This is a genomic window from Paenibacillus sp. FSL R10-2782 (assembly GCF_038592985.1).
Classification (GTDB): domain Bacteria; phylum Bacillota; class Bacilli; order Paenibacillales; family Paenibacillaceae; genus Paenibacillus; species Paenibacillus terrae_C.
In genome coordinates, this window is the sequence record NZ_CP151951.1 from 462,995 (window position 1) to 480,129 (window position 17,135).

Consider the following 17,135-nt stretch of genomic DNA (forward strand, 5'->3'; position numbering starts at 1 on the left):
GGGCGATCCGTAATTGGAAGGGGAGACGGTTACGATGGAGCTGGCGAAAGGAACGCGGCCCAATTCCCGTGTGGGGCTAACAACGCAGGAGATTCAATATTATTTTCGTGATGTGTATGACAGTGGGGCAAAGCTGGTCATACCCGAACCACATTTGATTTGCGAGCTATCCTCCCGCTTCGGGATGAATCAGGAATATGAAGGCGTTCTGGACCCTGACGGGCCGATCAAGCTGATCCTGCCTCCAGGACCGGGCGTGCCGACCGAAACACGGGGAAGCGTACAACTGGTATTGGAGTACGATGGGGCGCTTGTTGCAGACGGCTACCGTTTGGAGATTCATAAGGAAGGTCGAATTGAAATCCATGCTGCTAATAAAAGAGGGCTCAAATACGGCATGGATGCCCTGCATTTGCTGCTTCAAGTTGAACAGGAGCGATGTACACTGCCTGTGGTGTCCATTCGTGATGAGCCTTCATTTCCGGTCAGAGGGATTATTGAAGGATTTTACGGAGAACCCTGGAGTCTGGCGGATCGGCTGGATGCCGTCCGTTTTATGGCTGCGCATCGGATGAACACCTTCATGTATGCTCCCAAGGATGACCCGTATCATCGGGAGCTATGGCGGGAGCCGTACCCGGAAGACACGTTTGCGCAGATTAGCGACTTAAAGGAAACCTGCGATCAGCATGAGATGGATTTTCATTACTGCATCAGTCCGGGGAACGACCTGAGCTTTGGCAGCGATGAAGATTTCCTCCGTTTGACGGGAAAGCTGGCGGCTGTGATTGCCATTGGCGTGCGCCATTTTTCTATACTAATGGATGATATTGATTATGTGTTAGAAGGAGAAAATCGACATTTGTTGGGCCGCTCGGGTCACGCTCATGTCTTTTTGACGAACAAGGTGCATGCATGGCTGGCGGAGCGGTTGCCTGAATTTACGCTGACAGTCTGTCCTTCGGAATATTGGTCGTATTGGGATACCGAGTACAAAAAGGATTTCCGCGAGCGGCTGCACCCGGAGATTAAGGTGTTCTGGACCGGATACTTTGTGTTTGCTCCGCATATCGGTCGGAAGCACGCTGCCGATAATCATGCATTCTTTGGGCATGAGCTGTGGCTGTGGGATAACATTCCGGTGAATGATTGTGACCGTGACCGCTTGTTCCTCGATCCGTTGCGCGGGCGGTATTCCGGGCTTCCAGACTGCGGACATACCGGTATGGTAGCCAACCCGATGAATCAGTGGGAATGCTCCAAAGTAACGCTCATTACACTGTCCCACTATATGTGGAACAGTGAGCGGTACATGCCGGAACTTTCTTGGGATTGGGCTGTGCGGGAGTTAGCGGGAGCGCGCGCGGAGGAACTGATGTTTTTCTGCCGTCAAAACAGGAACAGCCGACTGGGCGGCAGCGCGTATGAGGACGTGGATCTTGCCTTGCAATTGCGCGATATCCCGGCGCTGGATATGTACTTTGAGCGGCTGCTCCAAGCCGTGAGCGTCCTGCGGCAAGTACCCGCCGATGATCCGGCGGCAGGCTTCGTAGCACAGGCCGCGCCGTGGCTGGAACGCGCCGAGCTGGACGCTGATCTGTGGCGTACGCTGCGTCAAGCTGTGGTCAGCAGCGAGCGGCAGAGCGGTGCGCAGCAGGTTGAGGAGAGCAGTACGCCGCCGGAAGTGGCTGGCGGGCAAGGGGCTGTGCCCCTGACGGACGAAGTCGTGGCGGAACTCCGGCGCTGTATCACTGCCTGTCTGGGGACGAAGGCTCGGCTCGGCAGTGATCCGGCGATCCGGGCAGCCGAGCGGTGGGGCTACGTCGGCCAGGATGAACAAGGCAAGTATCGACTGATTTTGTGAGCAATTGCCGCTGGAATAAGAAACCAAGGCAGCATAGCTGCCCTGAAAATAACCATTTGCCGTTAGGATAACGGACATTTTCAGGAGAGGTGGATGCGTATGGTGAAGCCAAACACTCGTGTGCTTTTTGTGCCGCTGGATGAGCGGCCCTGTAATTATGATTTTCCCTATTTATTGGCGCAGGGCACAGATTTTGAAATCGAGCGTCCCCCGATGGAATGGATGGGACAAAAGAAGATCCCCGGTGATACGACCCAACTGTGGGCTTGGCTCGAAGAACGTGCGGCGAGAGCAGATGGAGCCATTATTGCGATGGATACGCTGCTGTATGGCGGAATCGTACCATCTCGTCTGCATGGAATGACAAGTGAGCAGGTCGGTGACAAGGTGAATCGACTTCGCAGGCTCAAGCAGCTTTATCCGCAGATGACCTTATATGCTTTTCAACTCATTATGCGCTGTCCGCAATATTCCTTGGCTGACGAAGAACCGGATTACTACGCCGATTGGGGACGAGAAATATTCAAGAAGGGCTTTATACAGCACCGTCAGGAGCTGGGGATTGCTACCTCAGAGGAGCTTTTTGAATTATCCGACATCAACGAACGTCTGCCTGTAGAGATACTGGAGGATTATTTGGGCCGTCGCCGTGTGAATCTGGAAGCCAATGAAGCCGCACTGGAGCTGGTAGCAGAGGGTATCATTGATTTTATGATCATTCCACAAGATGATTCTGCTCCCTACGGCTATACCGCCAAGGATCAACAACGGCTAAGAAATCGTATTTCCGATCTTGGGCTGGATTTGAGTGTGTACATGTATCCAGGGGCAGACGAAGTGGGCTGTACGCTGCTGGCGCGGTGGGTTAACCAGGCGAAGAATGCCGTGCCGCTTGTCTATCCAAGGCTGTCCGCTTTGCAGGGGGCATTCGTGATTCCGCTTTTTGAGGATCGTTATTTTTATGAAACGTTAAAATATCAGATTATGGCGGCAGGCGGATTGATCGCTTCTTCAGCGGCAGAGGCTGATTTGATTTTGTTGGCTAACACACCCGGAGACACGATGGCAGAAGCATCTTCTCAACAGCGTGCAATGGCCGGATATGATGTATACCGAAACGTGGTGGAACTGGTCGAATACGGCGCCCATATGCTGCGACATACAGGTAAAAACATTGCAGTGGCTGATGTAGGCTATGCCAACGGAGCTGATCTTAAGCTGCTTAGACTTTTGAAGCAAAAAGGGCTGCTTTTTGGGCTGGCAGGTTATGCAGGCTGGAACACCAGCTCCAATACGCTGGGCACCGTCATTGCTCAGTCCATGCTGTATAGCCACTACGGGCCTACAGCAGAGCATCTGGATTTTCTGGCGTTGCGTTACGCCGAAGATGCATGTTATTGCGCTGTGGTGCGTACCGCCATGAATAACGGGATTGTGGAACAAATGGGCTTCAACAAGTTTATGCTCGACGGTCAGAGAGGCTCGGTTGCTGCGGTCATTCGCGGACGAATGGAGCAGGCGCTCGACGAATATGTAAACGGGCCGGAGGGCCACGTGGAAATTACAGATTGCTATATGCCGTGGAACCGCACCTTTGAAGTCGGATTGACCGTACGGCATCATGCCAAAGAGAGAGGGTGATCCCAATGGGAATGGAAGCTGTATTATCAAAAGTTCAGAATGGCCTGATCGTATCCTGTCAGGCGCTACCCAATGAACCGCTGCACGGATCGGATTCCATGGTCAAAATGGCACGTGCCGCTCAGCAGGGTGGAGCTGTGGCCATTCGCGCCAATGGTGCAGCAGATGTGCGTGCGATCAAACAGGCGCTTTCCCTGCCAGTCATTGGCCTGATCAAGCGGGATTATGATGATTCCGATATTTACATTACCCCCACCCTCCGAGAGATGGAGGAACTGGTGGACGCGGGCGCGGATATCATCGCCCTGGATGCTACATCACGTCCGCGCCCAGGGGGATGCAGGCTGAAGCAGCTTATAGATTACGCCCACGGGAATGGAGTGGCCTCTATGGCGGATATATCTACACTGGAGGAGGCGCTTCATGCGGCTTCTCTCGGCGTAAGCTGCGTATCCACAACGTTATCCGGTTATACGCCATACTCTGCTCAGATCGATGGCCCCGATCTGGAGCTGGTTCGGAGAGCGTCAGAGCTGGTTCCCGTGCCTTTAATTGCGGAGGGCAAAATTCATGAGCCGGCGCAGGTGGAGGAAGCATTCCGAATGGGCGCACATGCAGTGGTTGTAGGCTCGGCGATTACCAGACCCCAATTGATTACGCAGCGGTTTGCCGATGCCGCAAGGAAGGCAGTGAAATGCATCTATGGAGATGAACGACCGAATTAATACGTACTTTCCTTCATTAACCAAATCGGAGCAAAAGGTTGCTTTGTGCGTACTGGAGCGCCCGGCAGATATCATATATTTTTCCGTGACAGAGTTAGCTGATTTTGCAGGTACAGGTGAGACGACCGTCATGCGCTTTTGCCGAAAAATCGGGTTTAAAGGCTATCAGGATTTCCGACTGTCCTTGGCGCAAAACCAGACTCATCGCAAAACCGATACGGATGGGGAAAACACCGACCCGGATAACGAACATGATATTACCCACATGGTGTATCACAATATGCTCGATATTTTGCACTCCAGTATGGGACTGCTGGACCGTTCAGAGCTTGGACGTGCGATAACGTGTCTCGACCAGGCAGGCTATGTTCAATTTTTTGGTGTAGGCGCTTCGGGGATTTCTGCTCAGGATGCCAAAAACCGCTTCTTACGAATCGGGCGGCGCGCCGAAGCCGTGACAGACGGACATATCCAGTCGATGATGGCGGTGTCCATGAAACCCGGAGATGTGGCTATCGGTATCAGTGTATCTGGAAGCACGCTGGATACCAACGACATGCTGCACAAAGCCAAGCAAAACGGCGCGACCATTATCGCGATCACCAATTATGCAAAATCGCCTATCACCTCCATTGCGGATATCGTATTGCTGACCGCAGGCAAGGAAGCACCGATGGAGGGAGGCTCAATTGGAGCTAAAATCTCGCAGCTATTCGTCATTGACCTCATTTGTGAAGGGCTTGCTCGCAAGCATAGGAGTCATACCAAACAGATGAAGGAAAAAACAGCGAGGGCGGTCATTGAACGTAGTTATTGAGGTTTTGAAGCTGAGAACTGCATCCTTCAGCTGTGTCATATCTCAGTTATTGTTTTGGTATATGACTTGCTATTTATAGAAGCTTTACGTAAAGAGCATGTATATGTTGATATCGTTTGGCTACAAGGAGGACACTGTGGTGGCAGATGCTGTGAACAGAGTCATAGGGATCGACATTGGAGGAACATCCGTGAAGGCCGCTGTAGTGGAACAAGATGGTTCGGTGCTGGATGAAATCCGGCTAGATACGGACGCTTCTCGCGGGCGTGATTGGGTACTGTCACGAGTATCCGAAGCTGTGGAAGGACTGAAACGGTCCCTGGGAGACCCCAGCAACAGTATCAGCGGCGGCATCGGTATCGACGCTCTGGGGATCGCCACGGCTGGCAGAGTAAACGTGGAGAGTGGTGAGGTTGTGTACGCCACGGATAATCTCCCCGGCTGGCAAGGCACGCACTTAATAACTTGGGCGAGGGAGAATCTGGCTTTACGTGCTGTTGCCGACAATGATGCGAACGCCGCTTTGCTGGGAGAAGCGTGGCAGGGAGCCGGGAGGGGCAAGCAGCGCTTGGTCATGCTCACCTTGGGAACAGGCGTCGGTGGCGCATATATGGAACATGGCTTGTTGTGCAGAGGGGCTCATTGGAGCGGCGGCGATTGGGGACATAGTATTTTATTCCCAAAAGGTCTTCCTTGCAATTGTGGAAAAAATGGCTGTGCCGAGCAGTATGTATCTGGTAACGCACTGTTACGTAGGGGCAGAGAATACACAGATAAACAGTACCGCTCGGGAATCGAAATCATGAAGGAGGCTGCTCACGGTCACCTGGAGGCGCTTCAGGTACTGGACGATTACACCGCAGATTTAGCCATGCTTCTGGTCAATATCTCGGTCACCCTTGATCCCGAGGCTATTATCGTAGGCGGAGGGGTAGCAGACGCGGGAGAAGTCTGGTGGCCCTTGCTGGAAAAGCATCTCCAACAGCTGGGAGTCCAAACAGAAGTAAACCGGGCGTTATTGGGGAATCGCGCTGGAATCATCGGTGCGGCGCGGCTTGCTTTTGAATTAACGGATTCCTAGAACAAGCATGAAAGGGGAACGTACCATGACGCAAAATCGGATCGATACCGACATTGTTGTGATTGGCGGAGGTCTGGGAGGAACATCAGCAGCTCTTTCGGCAGCGAAGGCCGGCATGAGAGTCATCGTGACGGAGGAGACGGATTGGTTGGGAGGACAGTTAACTTCACAGGCTGTTCCTCCTGATGAGCATCGATGGATCGAACAGTTTGGCTGCACAGCAACATACCGTGAGTTCCGTAATCGTGTGCGTGACTATTACCGTCAGAATTATCCTTTAACGGAAGAAGCCCAAAATGACCCGATTCTTAATCCCGGCAACGGTTGGGTAAGCCGTCTGGCTCATGAACCACGAGTTGCTTTGCGGGTGCTTGAGGATATGCTTGCTCCCTATTTGAATACGGGGCGTGTTCGCGTATATTACCACACCGTGCCCATAGCCGCTCAAACGGATGGGGACTGCATTTCTTCCGTAACTGTTCGTACCTTGGAAAGCCTTGATGATGGTTGTGGGGTTATGATGCTGCACGGAACGTTTTATCTGGATGCCACTGAGTGCGGGGATCTTCTTCCGATGGCGGGGGTAGAGCATACGAGTGGAGCAGAGTCGAGGGATGATACAGGTGAGCCTCATGCTTTGGAGCGTGCTGACCCTATGGATATGCAGTCTATCACACATGTGGCAGCCGTGGATTACATTCCTCAAGGAAGCTTCATTATAGAACAGCCGCAACAATATGATTTTTGGAGAAATTATATTCCTTCCTTTTCCCGTTTCCCGATTTTGAGCTGGTTTGCTACGGATGCGGATGATACCAGCAAACTAAAACAGTTCACTTTGTTTCCTAACGATCAGGGCATTGTATCTCTGTGGGATTACCGTCGCATTGTGGACCCTTCTATATGGAGCAAACCATTAAATGATGGAGAGGTAACTCTTTTAAACTGGGCGCAAAATGATTATTACCTCGGTCCGTTGATTGGTGTCACCACTCAGGAGCAGCAAAGACATAAAGAAGGTGCCCGTGAATTGACCCGTTCTTTAATCTATTGGCTCCAGACCGAAGCACCCCGGTTAGATGGAGGGTTCGGTTACCCGGGTGTTCGGCCCCGTGGAGATTTCCTTGGTACCTCAGATGGTCTGGCTAAAACCGCCTATATTCGAGAATCACGCCGAATTCAAGCCAAGTATACGATATCGGAATTCGATGTAAGTCGTGAGCTTCGGGGGACGGATGGGCCAAAACGATATGCGGACAGCGTAGGTATAGGCAGCTATCATTTGGACCTCCATCCGACCACTGTATCTCAGCGGACATTTTACATTCCCAATTACCCTTATGAAATTCCGTTAGGCTCCCTTATTCCGGTGAGAGTGCGTAACCTGCTTCCCGCCTGTAAAAATATAGGGATGACTCAAATCGCAAATGGCTGCTATCGGCTGCACCCCACGGAGTGGAATATAGGTGAATCAGCGGGTAGTTTGGCGGCTTACTGTGTGTCCAACGGAGTATTCCCGATAGAAGTCAGCGAATCGGCAGAGCATCTGGGGCGTTTTCAAAGCAGGCTGCTTCGCCAAGGCGTGGAGTTACACTGGCCTGCGGAAGTATTTGAACCCGAAGGAGTCACCAGCTAAAACGCGAGGGGCTTTTGCCCCTTTGCTGACTTTGATAAGGTCAAAAAGATGATTTTAGTAAGTAATAAAAAAAGTGCTTGCTAAGTTATTGGGATATATGATATATTATTTGAGCTGACAACAAAACAGCCGTTTCAAAAGTGAAAAGCTTGGATACAATAATCTTTATAAAAGATGAAAAAATAAAGCTTGCATTTCTGAAATGAACATGATATGATCTTATAGCTGCTGAAAAATACAGCGAAAAAGAATTTGATCTTTGAAAACTGAACAACGAGTGAGTAAATGATTTTGTTCGCAAAATCAACCACGAAGATTTCGGTACCTACCGCAAGGTTGTATGAAATCGGAGTGAAAAAGAGATATTTTATCTCGTCAGTTTCAAAATGAGCGAATCGCTCTTTCTATAAACCAGCTTCGGTTGGTCTTTAATGGAGAGTTTGATCCTGGCTCAGGACGAACGCTGGCGGCGTGCCTAATACATGCAAGTCGAGCGGGGTTGTTTGAGAAGCTTGCTTCTCAAACAACCTAGCGGCGGACGGGTGAGTAACACGTAGGCAACCTGCCCCTCAGACTGGGATAACTACCGGAAACGGTAGCTAATACCGGATACATCCTTTCCCTGCATGGGGAGAGGAGGAAAGACGGAGCAATCTGTCACTGATGGATGGGCCTGCGGCGCATTAGCTAGTTGGTGGGGTAAAGGCCTACCAAGGCGACGATGCGTAGCCGACCTGAGAGGGTGATCGGCCACACTGGGACTGAGACACGGCCCAGACTCCTACGGGAGGCAGCAGTAGGGAATCTTCCGCAATGGGCGAAAGCCTGACGGAGCAACGCCGCGTGAGTGATGAAGGTTTTCGGATCGTAAAGCTCTGTTGCCAGGGAAGAACGTCTTGTAGAGTAACTGCTACAAGAGTGACGGTACCTGAGAAGAAAGCCCCGGCTAACTACGTGCCAGCAGCCGCGGTAATACGTAGGGGGCAAGCGTTGTCCGGAATTATTGGGCGTAAAGCGCGCGCAGGCGGCTCTTTAAGTCTGGTGTTTAATCCCGAGGCTCAACTTCGGGTCGCACTGGAAACTGGGGAGCTTGAGTGCAGAAGAGGAGAGTGGAATTCCACGTGTAGCGGTGAAATGCGTAGATATGTGGAGGAACACCAGTGGCGAAGGCGACTCTCTGGGCTGTAACTGACGCTGAGGCGCGAAAGCGTGGGGAGCAAACAGGATTAGATACCCTGGTAGTCCACGCCGTAAACGATGAATGCTAGGTGTTAGGGGTTTCGATACCCTTGGTGCCGAAGTTAACACATTAAGCATTCCGCCTGGGGAGTACGGTCGCAAGACTGAAACTCAAAGGAATTGACGGGGACCCGCACAAGCAGTGGAGTATGTGGTTTAATTCGAAGCAACGCGAAGAACCTTACCAGGTCTTGACATCCCCCTGACCGGTCTAGAGATAGGCCTTTCCTTCGGGACAGGGGAGACAGGTGGTGCATGGTTGTCGTCAGCTCGTGTCGTGAGATGTTGGGTTAAGTCCCGCAACGAGCGCAACCCTTATGCTTAGTTGCCAGCAGGTCAAGCTGGGCACTCTAAGCAGACTGCCGGTGACAAACCGGAGGAAGGTGGGGATGACGTCAAATCATCATGCCCCTTATGACCTGGGCTACACACGTACTACAATGGCCGGTACAACGGGAAGCGAAAGAGCGATCTGGAGCGAATCCTAGAAAAGCCGGTCTCAGTTCGGATTGCAGGCTGCAACTCGCCTGCATGAAGTCGGAATTGCTAGTAATCGCGGATCAGCATGCCGCGGTGAATACGTTCCCGGGTCTTGTACACACCGCCCGTCACACCACGAGAGTTTACAACACCCGAAGTCGGTGGGGTAACCCGCAAGGGAGCCAGCCGCCGAAGGTGGGGTAGATGATTGGGGTGAAGTCGTAACAAGGTAGCCGTATCGGAAGGTGCGGCTGGATCACCTCCTTTCTATGGAGAATCGTTTCCTGCAACGGAAACATTCAAATATGAAGCGTAAGCTTCAAACACTTACTCACTCGTTGCTCAGTTTTGAGAGCTCAAACTCTCTAGCTTCGACGAATGTTTCATTCACACATCCGTGTGGAACCGAAATATTCATCGGGTTTCGCTTCTTTGAAGCGAATTGCACCTTGAAAACTGGATACCGAAACGAAATTGCGTTTTAGAATATTCCTTTACGCTGATCTTGTGTAAACAAGTGAAATAAAGGTAGCTGCCTTGAATTTCATTCACACATTCGTGTGGAACCGAAATTCAAAGCAAATCGCATTTACGAAGTAAATGCTAGGTTAAGCTACAAAGAGCACACGGAGGATGCCTAGGCGCCAGGAGCCGACGAAGGACGTGGCGAACAACGATAAAGCCTCGGGGAGCTGTAAGCAAGCTTTGATCCGGGGATGTCCGAATGGGGAAACCCGGCTGTCTTCATCGACAGTCACTTTCTGCTGAATACATAGGCAGAACAGAGGCATACCAGGGGAACTGAAACATCTAAGTACCCTGAGGAAGAGAAAACAATAGTGATTCCGTCAGTAGCGGCGAGCGAACGCGGATTAGCCCAAACCAAGGAGCTTGCTCCTTGGGGTTGTGGGACGTCTCACATGGAGTTACAAAGGAACCGGTTAGATGAAGAGGTCTGGAAAGGCCCGCCAGAGAAGGTAAAAGCCCTGTAGTTCAAAACCTGTTCCCTCCGAGACGGATCCCGAGTAGTGCGGGGCACGTGAAACCCCGTATGAATCCGGCAGGACCATCTGCCAAGGCTAAATACTCCCTGGCGACCGATAGTGAAGCAGTACCGTGAGGGAAAGGTGAAAAGCACCCCGGAAGGGGAGTGAAATAGATCCTGAAACCGTGTGCTTACAAGAAGTCAGAGCCCGATCTATGGGTGATGGCGTGCCTTTTGTAGAATGAACCGGCGAGTTACGTTCCCGTGCAAGGTTAAGGTGAAAAACTGTAGCCGTAGCGAAAGCGAGTCTGAATAGGGCGACTTGAGTACGTGGACGTAGACCCGAAACCGGGTGATCTACCCCTGTCCAGGGTGAAGGTGCGGTAACACGCACTGGAGGCCCGAACCCACGCATGTTGAAAAATGCGGGGATGAGGTGGGGGTAGCGGAGAAATTCCAATCGAACCCGGAGATAGCTGGTTCTCCCCGAAATAGCTTTAGGGCTAGCCTCGGAATAAGAGTCGTGGAGGTAGAGCACTGATTGGGTGCGGGGCCCGCAAGGGTTACCAAGCTCAGTCAAACTCCGAATGCCATAGACTTGGTTCCGGGAGTCAGACAGTGAGTGCTAAGATCCATTGTCGAAAGGGAAACAGCCCAGACCATCAGCTAAGGTCCCCAAGTGTGTGTTAAGTGGGAAAGGATGTGGAGTTGCACAGACAACCAGGATGTTGGCTTAGAAGCAGCCACCATTGAAAGAGTGCGTAATAGCTCACTGGTCGAGTGACTCTGCGCCGAAAATGTAACGGGGCTAAACACGCCACCGAAGCTATGGCTTGATACTTAGGTATCAGGGGTAGGGGAGCGTTGAATGCGGGTTGAAGGTGTACCGTAAGGAGCGCTGGACTGCATTCAAGTGAGAATGCCGGTATGAGTAACGAAAAGATCTGTGAGAATCAGATCCGCCGAAAGCCTAAGGGTTCCTGAGGAAGGTTCGTCCGCTCAGGGTAAGTCGGGACCTAAGGCGAGGCCGAAAGGCGTAGTCGAAGGACAACAGGTCGAAATTCCTGTACCACCGTAATCCGTTATGAGCGATGGGGTGACGCAGTAGGGTAGTGACGCGGACTGATGGATGTCCGTCTAAGCAGTGAGGCTGGTGTGTAGGCAAATCCGCACATCGTAAGGCTGGGCTGTGATGGGGAGCGAAAATTACAGTAGCGAAGGTCATGATCTCAGACTGCCAAGAAAAGCCTCTAGCCAGGAGAAGGTGCCCGTACCGCAAACCGACACAGGTAGGCGAGAAGAGAATTCTAAGGCGCGCGGAAGAACTCTCGTTAAGGAACTCGGCAAAATGACCCCGTAACTTCGGGAGAAGGGGTGCCTCGGTAGGGTGAATAGCCCGAGGGGGCCGCAGTGAAAAGGCCCAAGCGACTGTTTAGCAAAAACACAGGTCTGTGCGAAGCCGCAAGGCGAAGTATACGGGCTGACGCCTGCCCGGTGCTGGAAGGTTAAGGGGAGTGGTAAGTCCTTTTAGGGCGAAGCTATGAACCGAAGCCCCAGTAAACGGCGGCCGTAACTATAACGGTCCTAAGGTAGCGAAATTCCTTGTCAGGTAAATTCTGACCCGCACGAATGGCGTAACGACTTGGGCGCTGTCTCAACGAGAGATCCGGTGAAATTTTAATACCTGTGAAGATGCAGGTTACCCGCGACAAGACGGAAAGACCCCATGGAGCTTTACTGCAGCTTGATATTGAATTTGGGTACGATCTGTACAGGATAGGTGGGAGCCTGAGAGACTTGAGCGCCAGCTTGAGAGGAGGCATCCTTGGGATACCACCCTGATCGTATCTAGGTTCTAACTTGGTACCGTGATCCGGTACGAGGACAGTGTCAGGTGGGCAGTTTGACTGGGGCGGTCGCCTCCTAAAGAGTAACGGAGGCGCCCCAAGGTTCCCTCAGAATGGTTGGAAATCATTCGAAGAGTGCAAAGGCAGAAGGGAGCTTGACTGCGAGACCTACAAGTCGAGCAGGGACGAAAGTCGGGCTTAGTGATCCGGTGGTACCGCATGGAAGGGCCATCGCTCAACGGATAAAAGCTACCCTGGGGATAACAGGCTTATCTCCCCCAAGAGTCCACATCGACGGGGAGGTTTGGCACCTCGATGTCGGCTCATCGCATCCTGGGGCTGAAGTAGGTCCCAAGGGTTGGGCTGTTCGCCCATTAAAGCGGTACGCGAGCTGGGTTCAGAACGTCGTGAGACAGTTCGGTCCCTATCTGTCGTGGGCGTAGGAAATTTGAGAGGAGCTGTCCTTAGTACGAGAGGACCGGGATGGACGTACCGCTGGTGTACCAGTTGTTCCGCCAGGAGCACCGCTGGGTAGCTATGTACGGAAGGGATAAGCGCTGAAAGCATCTAAGCGTGAAGCCCCCCTCAAGATGAGATTTCCCAGTATGTAAGACCCCTTGAAGACGACGAGGTAGATAGGTTGGGGGTGGAAGTGCAGTAATGCATGGAGCTGACCAATACTAATCGGTCGAGGGCTTATCCTAAAGTATAGGACGCAATGGAGTTTCGGATCCAGTTTTCAGGGTGTAAGCTTTGTATAGTATAAGCTCAAGTAGCTTATATGAGACAAGCGAACACACAGCATTTGGCGATGCTGATTCCTGAAAAAGAATTTACGATGTAAATTCATGTTTGGTGGCGATAGCGGAGGGGTTCCACACGTACCCATCCCGAACACGACCGTTAAGCCCTCCAGCGCCGATGGTACTTGGACCGCAGGGTCCTGGGAGAGTAGGACGTCGCCAAGCAATGTCCCTTTAGAGGATAATGTAGATATACATATTAGGGCCTTTAGCTCAGCTGGTTAGAGCGCACCCCTGATAAGGGTGAGGTCGGTGGTTCGAGTCCACTAAGGCCCACCACTTCTTGATTAACACAAAATGACTGGGGCCATAGCTCAGCTGGGAGAGCGCCTGCCTTGCACGCAGGAGGTCAGCGGTTCGATCCCGCTTGGCTCCACCAATATTCCCTGATAGCTCAGTTGGTAGAGCACTCGACTGTTAATCGAGTTGTCACAGGTTCGAGTCCTGTTCGGGGAGCCAAATTTTGAATGTTTCTGATTTTTATATATAAAGTAATTGCGTAGCTGAGCTGGTTGAAACTTATGGTTATGCCATTAAGTTTAGGGATTATAATTTTTGATTTTTTTGAGGCCCGTTGGTCAAGCGGTTAAGACACCTCCCTTTCACGGAGGTAACAGGGGTTCGATTCCCCTACGGGTCATAGTATGGAGGCTTAGCTCAGCTGGGAGAGCATCTGCCTTACAAGCAGAGGGTCGGGGGTTCGAGCCCCTCAGCCTCCACCATTTATATTCTTAAAAGTAATCCATTTTTACTGTCGCGGGGTGGAGCAGTTCGGTAGCTCGTCGGGCTCATAACCCGAAGGTCACAGGTTCAAATCCTGTCCCCGCAATTGATTTTCCTTAGGAATATCTATGGAACTGTGGTGTAGAGGCCTAACATGCCTGCCTGTCACGCAGGAGATCGCGGGTTCGAATCCCGTCAGTTCCGCCATTTTATGAAATATATGACTGGCATTTTGTGTATTCTATATATAATGTGAGTTTGTATATTATAGCTATATAACAAAATATGGCTCGGTAGCTCAGTCGGTAGAGCAGAGGACTGAAAATCCTCGTGTCGGCGGTTCGATTCCGTCCCGAGCCACCTTTCAAGTGGGAATGAGTAATGTGCCGGTGTAGCTCAACTGGTAGAGCAACTGACTTGTAATCAGTAGGTTGGGGGTTCAAGTCCTCTCGCCGGCACCATTTTGGAGGATTAGCGAAGTGGCCAAACGCATCAGACTGTAAATCTGCTCCCTTACGGGTTCGGTGGTTCGAATCCATCATCCTCCACCAGTCTTTTCATAATCATATGGCGGTCGTGGCGAAGTGGTTAACGCACCGGACTGTGACTCCGGCATTCGTGGGTTCAAGCCCCATCGGCCGCCCTTTATTTTCTTTTAATGGGGATTAGCCAAGCGGTAAGGCAACGGACTTTGACTCCGTCATGCATAGGTTCAAATCCTATATCCCCAGCCATTTAAGAGCCATTAGCTCAGTTGGTAGAGCACCTGACTTTTAATCAGGGTGTCGAAGGTTCGAGTCCTTCATGGCTCACCATTTATATTTATTTTGCGGTCGTGGCGGAATTGGCAGACGCGCACGGTTCAGGTCCGTGTGGGCTAACCCCCGTGGAGGTTCGAGTCCTCTCGACCGCACCATATTTTGCGGACGTGGCTCAGCGGTAGAGCATCGCCTTGCCAAGGCGAGGGTCGCGGGTTCGATTCCCGTCGTCCGCTCCATTATCCATTCGGCGCTATAGCCAAGTGGTAAGACAAAGCTTTGCAAAAGCTTCACTCCCCAGTCAAATCTGGTGGCATCTTTACTACTCATTATGGATTACATTATGCGCCCTTAGCTCAGCTGGATAGAGCGTTTGACTACGAATCAAAAGGCCGGGAGTTCGAATCTCTCAGGGCGCGCCATTTTCTTAAAAAATGTATAATATCGGGATGTAGCTCAGCTTGGTAGAGCACCTGGTTTGGGACCAGGGGGTCGCATGTTCAAATCGTGTCATCCCGATACTGTTTTGCGGGTGTAGTTCAATGGTAGAACTCCAGCCTTCCAAGCTGGTAGCGTGGGTTCGATTCCCATCACCCGCTTTTTGCTATAGCGGATTCTTGTTGCCTCAGTGGTGACACCTTATAAATAAAGAGAGCCTGTCTGGGGACAGCGCTCTCTCTTTTTTTATGCTGCTGTATCTTTACACAGGAATGGTCAGTTGGATGGAGGTCCCCTGTTCCGGTGAAGAGGTTACGCTCATCCATCCTCCTACTCCTCTGGCTCGTTCCTCCATGCTGAACAGTCCTACGCCTTCCCCTTGGGATTGCTCGGAGAATCCGATACCTTCATCCCAAATAGTCACTTGTATGGCCTCACTCTGATCCTCTACATTGACATGTGCCTCTGCTACGTCCGCATACTTGGCTACATTCGTTAAAGCTTCCTGTACAATCCGATAAATGGCTATTTCTTTGCGGATATCAAGGCGTTTACGCATATTACATTGAAAATGTACCTCAATTCCATAATGAGAACAATAGTTTTCAATATAGGTCCGTATGGCCGGTACGACGCCCAAATCATCCAGAACCGACGGACGAAGTTCCCATGCCAGACCGCGGACATCCTTAATAATGTCAGTCACCTGTGAACGCAGCTTTTCCAGAGCAGGACTAGGCTGTTCAGCAAGCTGGCTATCCAGTTGAATAATCAGCGCAAACAAGCTTTGCCCAATTCCATCGTGAAGCTCTCTTGAGAAACGCTTTCGCTCTTCCTCCTGTATTTGCATCACTTGCGTCATCATCGTCTGAAGCTCAGCCTCTACTTTTTTTAGTTTGGTTACCTCATTACGGATCGCCAAATACTGATAGGGCTTACCTTCTTCGTCCATGGACGGAACGATGGTGGTATTCACCCAATAGTAGGTGTTGTCTTTGGCCCGATTACGTATTTCTCCCTGCCATACCTCGCCTGAACGAATTGTGGTCCACAGGTTTTTCATAAAGGCAGGGGTATGATAGCCCGAATTAATGAGGCGATGATCCCGACCGATCAGCTCTTCACGACTGTATTGCGAAATCTCGCAGAACTTGTCGTTGACGTACTGAATAATGCCCCGGTGATCGGTCAAAGCAACGATAGAGGACGTATCCAACGCAAATTTCAGATTGGATAGCTGGTGAAGTGAGTTACGCAGTGCATGGAGAAAAGGGGATTCCGGTATATGTGCTTCCAAATCATCCAGCAGCTTATCTGCCGACTCGCCAAAAGCATGCTGGAGCAAAGGATTAGAAGGTTCATTCATAATGCAGCAGCCCCTTTTTTAGTGCAAATTTGACCAGCTCGGGCCGTGTTTTCAGGTTAAGCTTTTCCATCAGGTTACTTTTGTGGGATTCAACAGTTTTGACGCTGATCACCAGGCGCTCGGCAATTTCCTTGTTTGCGTATCCCTTGGCTACCCACGAAAGGATTTCCTTTTCACGTTCAGAAAGGGACTCATACGGGCCGGCTATGCCTTCCTTTTTGATCTTATCCAGATATTCACTCATTAGCCGTTTGGTTGCATTCGGGTACAGATAGGCGCTACCTTCAGCCACAGACTGAATGGCAGCAAGTAATTCCTCGTGAGGTGCGCTTTTTAAAATATATCCAGAAGCTCCGGCCTGAATGGCTCGGAACAGATATTCTTCATCGTCATGCATCGTTAAAATAAGCACTTCCGTATCGGGCAACTGTTTTTTCAATTCAGTAGTTGCCGTAAGACCGTCTTTGCCAGGCGGCATACTAAAATCCATGAGCACGACATTGGGCTGTAACTCTATCGCTTTGCGAATCGCTTCATCTCCGTCCGCTGCATCTCCTACCACCTTAATGCCGTGTTTGCCGTCCAATAGGGCCATAAGGCCGGAACGTACGACTACATGATCATCCACTACAAGTATACGAATCAATTTGTCATCCCCTCGAACGGTAGAACCGTACGTTTTATCATCATCATAGCAAATTTTAGGGATTCCAATCAACATAGACAGTTAGG

Annotated in this window: 8 protein-coding genes, 18 tRNA genes and 3 rRNA genes; 27 read left to right on the forward strand and 2 right to left on the reverse strand. The window is 51.1% G+C overall.

Annotated features, from left to right (window positions below; genetic code table 11):
* Positions 1-34 precede the first annotated feature (34 nt).
* The 27 genes from NST83_RS02030 (at position 35) to NST83_RS02160 (ending at position 15,198) form a co-directional block, all read left to right on the forward strand.
* The gene (locus tag NST83_RS02030; RefSeq protein ID WP_342416389.1) at positions 35-1,864 is read left to right on the forward strand and encodes a beta-N-acetylglucosaminidase domain-containing protein; all 1,830 of its coding nucleotides are present in this window, start codon (positions 35-37) and stop codon (positions 1,862-1,864) included.
* Between the two features lie 99 nt (positions 1,865-1,963).
* The gene (locus NST83_RS02035; RefSeq protein WP_342416390.1) at positions 1,964-3,505 is read left to right on the forward strand and encodes a DUF4127 family protein; all 1,542 of its coding nucleotides are present in this window, start codon (positions 1,964-1,966) and stop codon (positions 3,503-3,505) included.
* A 5-nt stretch (positions 3,506-3,510) separates the two neighbouring features.
* Entirely contained in the window at positions 3,511-4,230 is a 720-nt protein-coding gene (locus tag NST83_RS02040; protein ID WP_342416391.1) for an N-acetylmannosamine-6-phosphate 2-epimerase, read from the forward strand.
* The gene (locus tag NST83_RS02045; protein ID WP_137061179.1) at positions 4,208-5,047 is read left to right on the forward strand and encodes a MurR/RpiR family transcriptional regulator; all 840 of its coding nucleotides are present in this window, start codon (positions 4,208-4,210) and stop codon (positions 5,045-5,047) included. Before NST83_RS02040 ends, NST83_RS02045 begins: the two co-directional genes overlap by 23 nt.
* A 103-nt stretch (positions 5,048-5,150) precedes the next feature.
* Entirely contained in the window at positions 5,151-6,128 is a 978-nt protein-coding gene (locus NST83_RS02050; protein ID WP_342416392.1) for an ROK family protein, read from the forward strand.
* 25 nt (positions 6,129-6,153) lie between these two features.
* Entirely contained in the window at positions 6,154-7,764 is a 1,611-nt protein-coding gene (locus NST83_RS02055; protein WP_342416393.1) for an FAD-dependent oxidoreductase, read from the forward strand.
* A gap of 428 nt (positions 7,765-8,192) precedes the next feature.
* Positions 8,193-9,750 (forward strand): 16S ribosomal RNA (locus NST83_RS02060).
* Positions 9,751-10,089: 339 nt separating this feature from the next.
* Positions 10,090-13,019, forward strand: a 23S ribosomal RNA gene (locus NST83_RS02065).
* Between the two features lie 147 nt (positions 13,020-13,166).
* Positions 13,167-13,283: ribosomal RNA gene (gene rrf, locus NST83_RS02070) — 5S ribosomal RNA — on the forward strand.
* The 16S, 23S and 5S rRNA genes sit together here with 18 tRNA genes alongside, the layout of an rRNA operon.
* A gap of 37 nt (positions 13,284-13,320) precedes the next feature.
* Positions 13,321-13,397, forward strand: a tRNA-Ile gene (locus NST83_RS02075).
* A 24-nt stretch (positions 13,398-13,421) separates the two neighbouring features.
* Positions 13,422-13,497: transfer RNA gene (locus NST83_RS02080), tRNA-Ala, on the forward strand.
* A gap of 4 nt (positions 13,498-13,501) precedes the next feature.
* A tRNA-Asn gene (locus tag NST83_RS02085) sits at positions 13,502-13,577 on the forward strand.
* Between the two features lie 109 nt (positions 13,578-13,686).
* Positions 13,687-13,758, forward strand: a tRNA-Glu gene (locus tag NST83_RS02090).
* A 6-nt stretch (positions 13,759-13,764) separates the two neighbouring features.
* A tRNA-Val gene (locus NST83_RS02095) sits at positions 13,765-13,840 on the forward strand.
* Between the two features lie 33 nt (positions 13,841-13,873).
* A tRNA-Met gene (locus NST83_RS02100) sits at positions 13,874-13,947 on the forward strand.
* Positions 13,948-13,971: 24 nt separating this feature from the next.
* A tRNA-Asp gene (locus NST83_RS02105) sits at positions 13,972-14,048 on the forward strand.
* A gap of 80 nt (positions 14,049-14,128) precedes the next feature.
* Positions 14,129-14,201, forward strand: a tRNA-Phe gene (locus tag NST83_RS02110).
* Between the two features lie 25 nt (positions 14,202-14,226).
* A tRNA-Thr gene (locus tag NST83_RS02115) sits at positions 14,227-14,302 on the forward strand.
* 4 nt (positions 14,303-14,306) lie between these two features.
* Positions 14,307-14,392 (forward strand) — tRNA-Tyr (locus NST83_RS02120).
* Between the two features lie 19 nt (positions 14,393-14,411).
* Positions 14,412-14,484, forward strand: a tRNA-His gene (locus tag NST83_RS02125).
* Positions 14,485-14,500: 16 nt separating this feature from the next.
* Positions 14,501-14,575: transfer RNA gene (locus tag NST83_RS02130), tRNA-Gln, on the forward strand.
* Positions 14,576-14,580: 5 nt separating this feature from the next.
* Positions 14,581-14,656 (forward strand) — tRNA-Lys (locus NST83_RS02135).
* Positions 14,657-14,670: 14 nt separating this feature from the next.
* A tRNA-Leu gene (locus NST83_RS02140) sits at positions 14,671-14,757 on the forward strand.
* A 6-nt stretch (positions 14,758-14,763) separates the two neighbouring features.
* Positions 14,764-14,838 (forward strand) — tRNA-Gly (locus NST83_RS02145).
* A gap of 106 nt (positions 14,839-14,944) precedes the next feature.
* Positions 14,945-15,021, forward strand: a tRNA-Arg gene (locus NST83_RS02150).
* 23 nt (positions 15,022-15,044) lie between these two features.
* Positions 15,045-15,118, forward strand: a tRNA-Pro gene (locus tag NST83_RS02155).
* Between the two features lie 9 nt (positions 15,119-15,127).
* Positions 15,128-15,198, forward strand: a tRNA-Gly gene (locus NST83_RS02160).
* Positions 15,199-15,299: 101 nt separating this feature from the next.
* On the opposite strand, the gene NST83_RS02165 is transcribed toward NST83_RS02160, so the two are convergent.
* Both NST83_RS02165 and NST83_RS02170 read right to left on the reverse strand, forming a co-directional pair.
* Entirely contained in the window at positions 15,300-16,403 is a 1,104-nt protein-coding gene (locus tag NST83_RS02165; protein ID WP_342416394.1) for a PAS domain-containing protein, read from the reverse strand.
* Entirely contained in the window at positions 16,396-17,049 is a 654-nt protein-coding gene (locus NST83_RS02170; RefSeq protein WP_014279401.1) for a response regulator transcription factor, read from the reverse strand. The genes NST83_RS02165 and NST83_RS02170 overlap by 8 nt, the downstream gene beginning before the upstream one ends.
* Positions 17,050-17,135 lie beyond the last annotated feature (86 nt).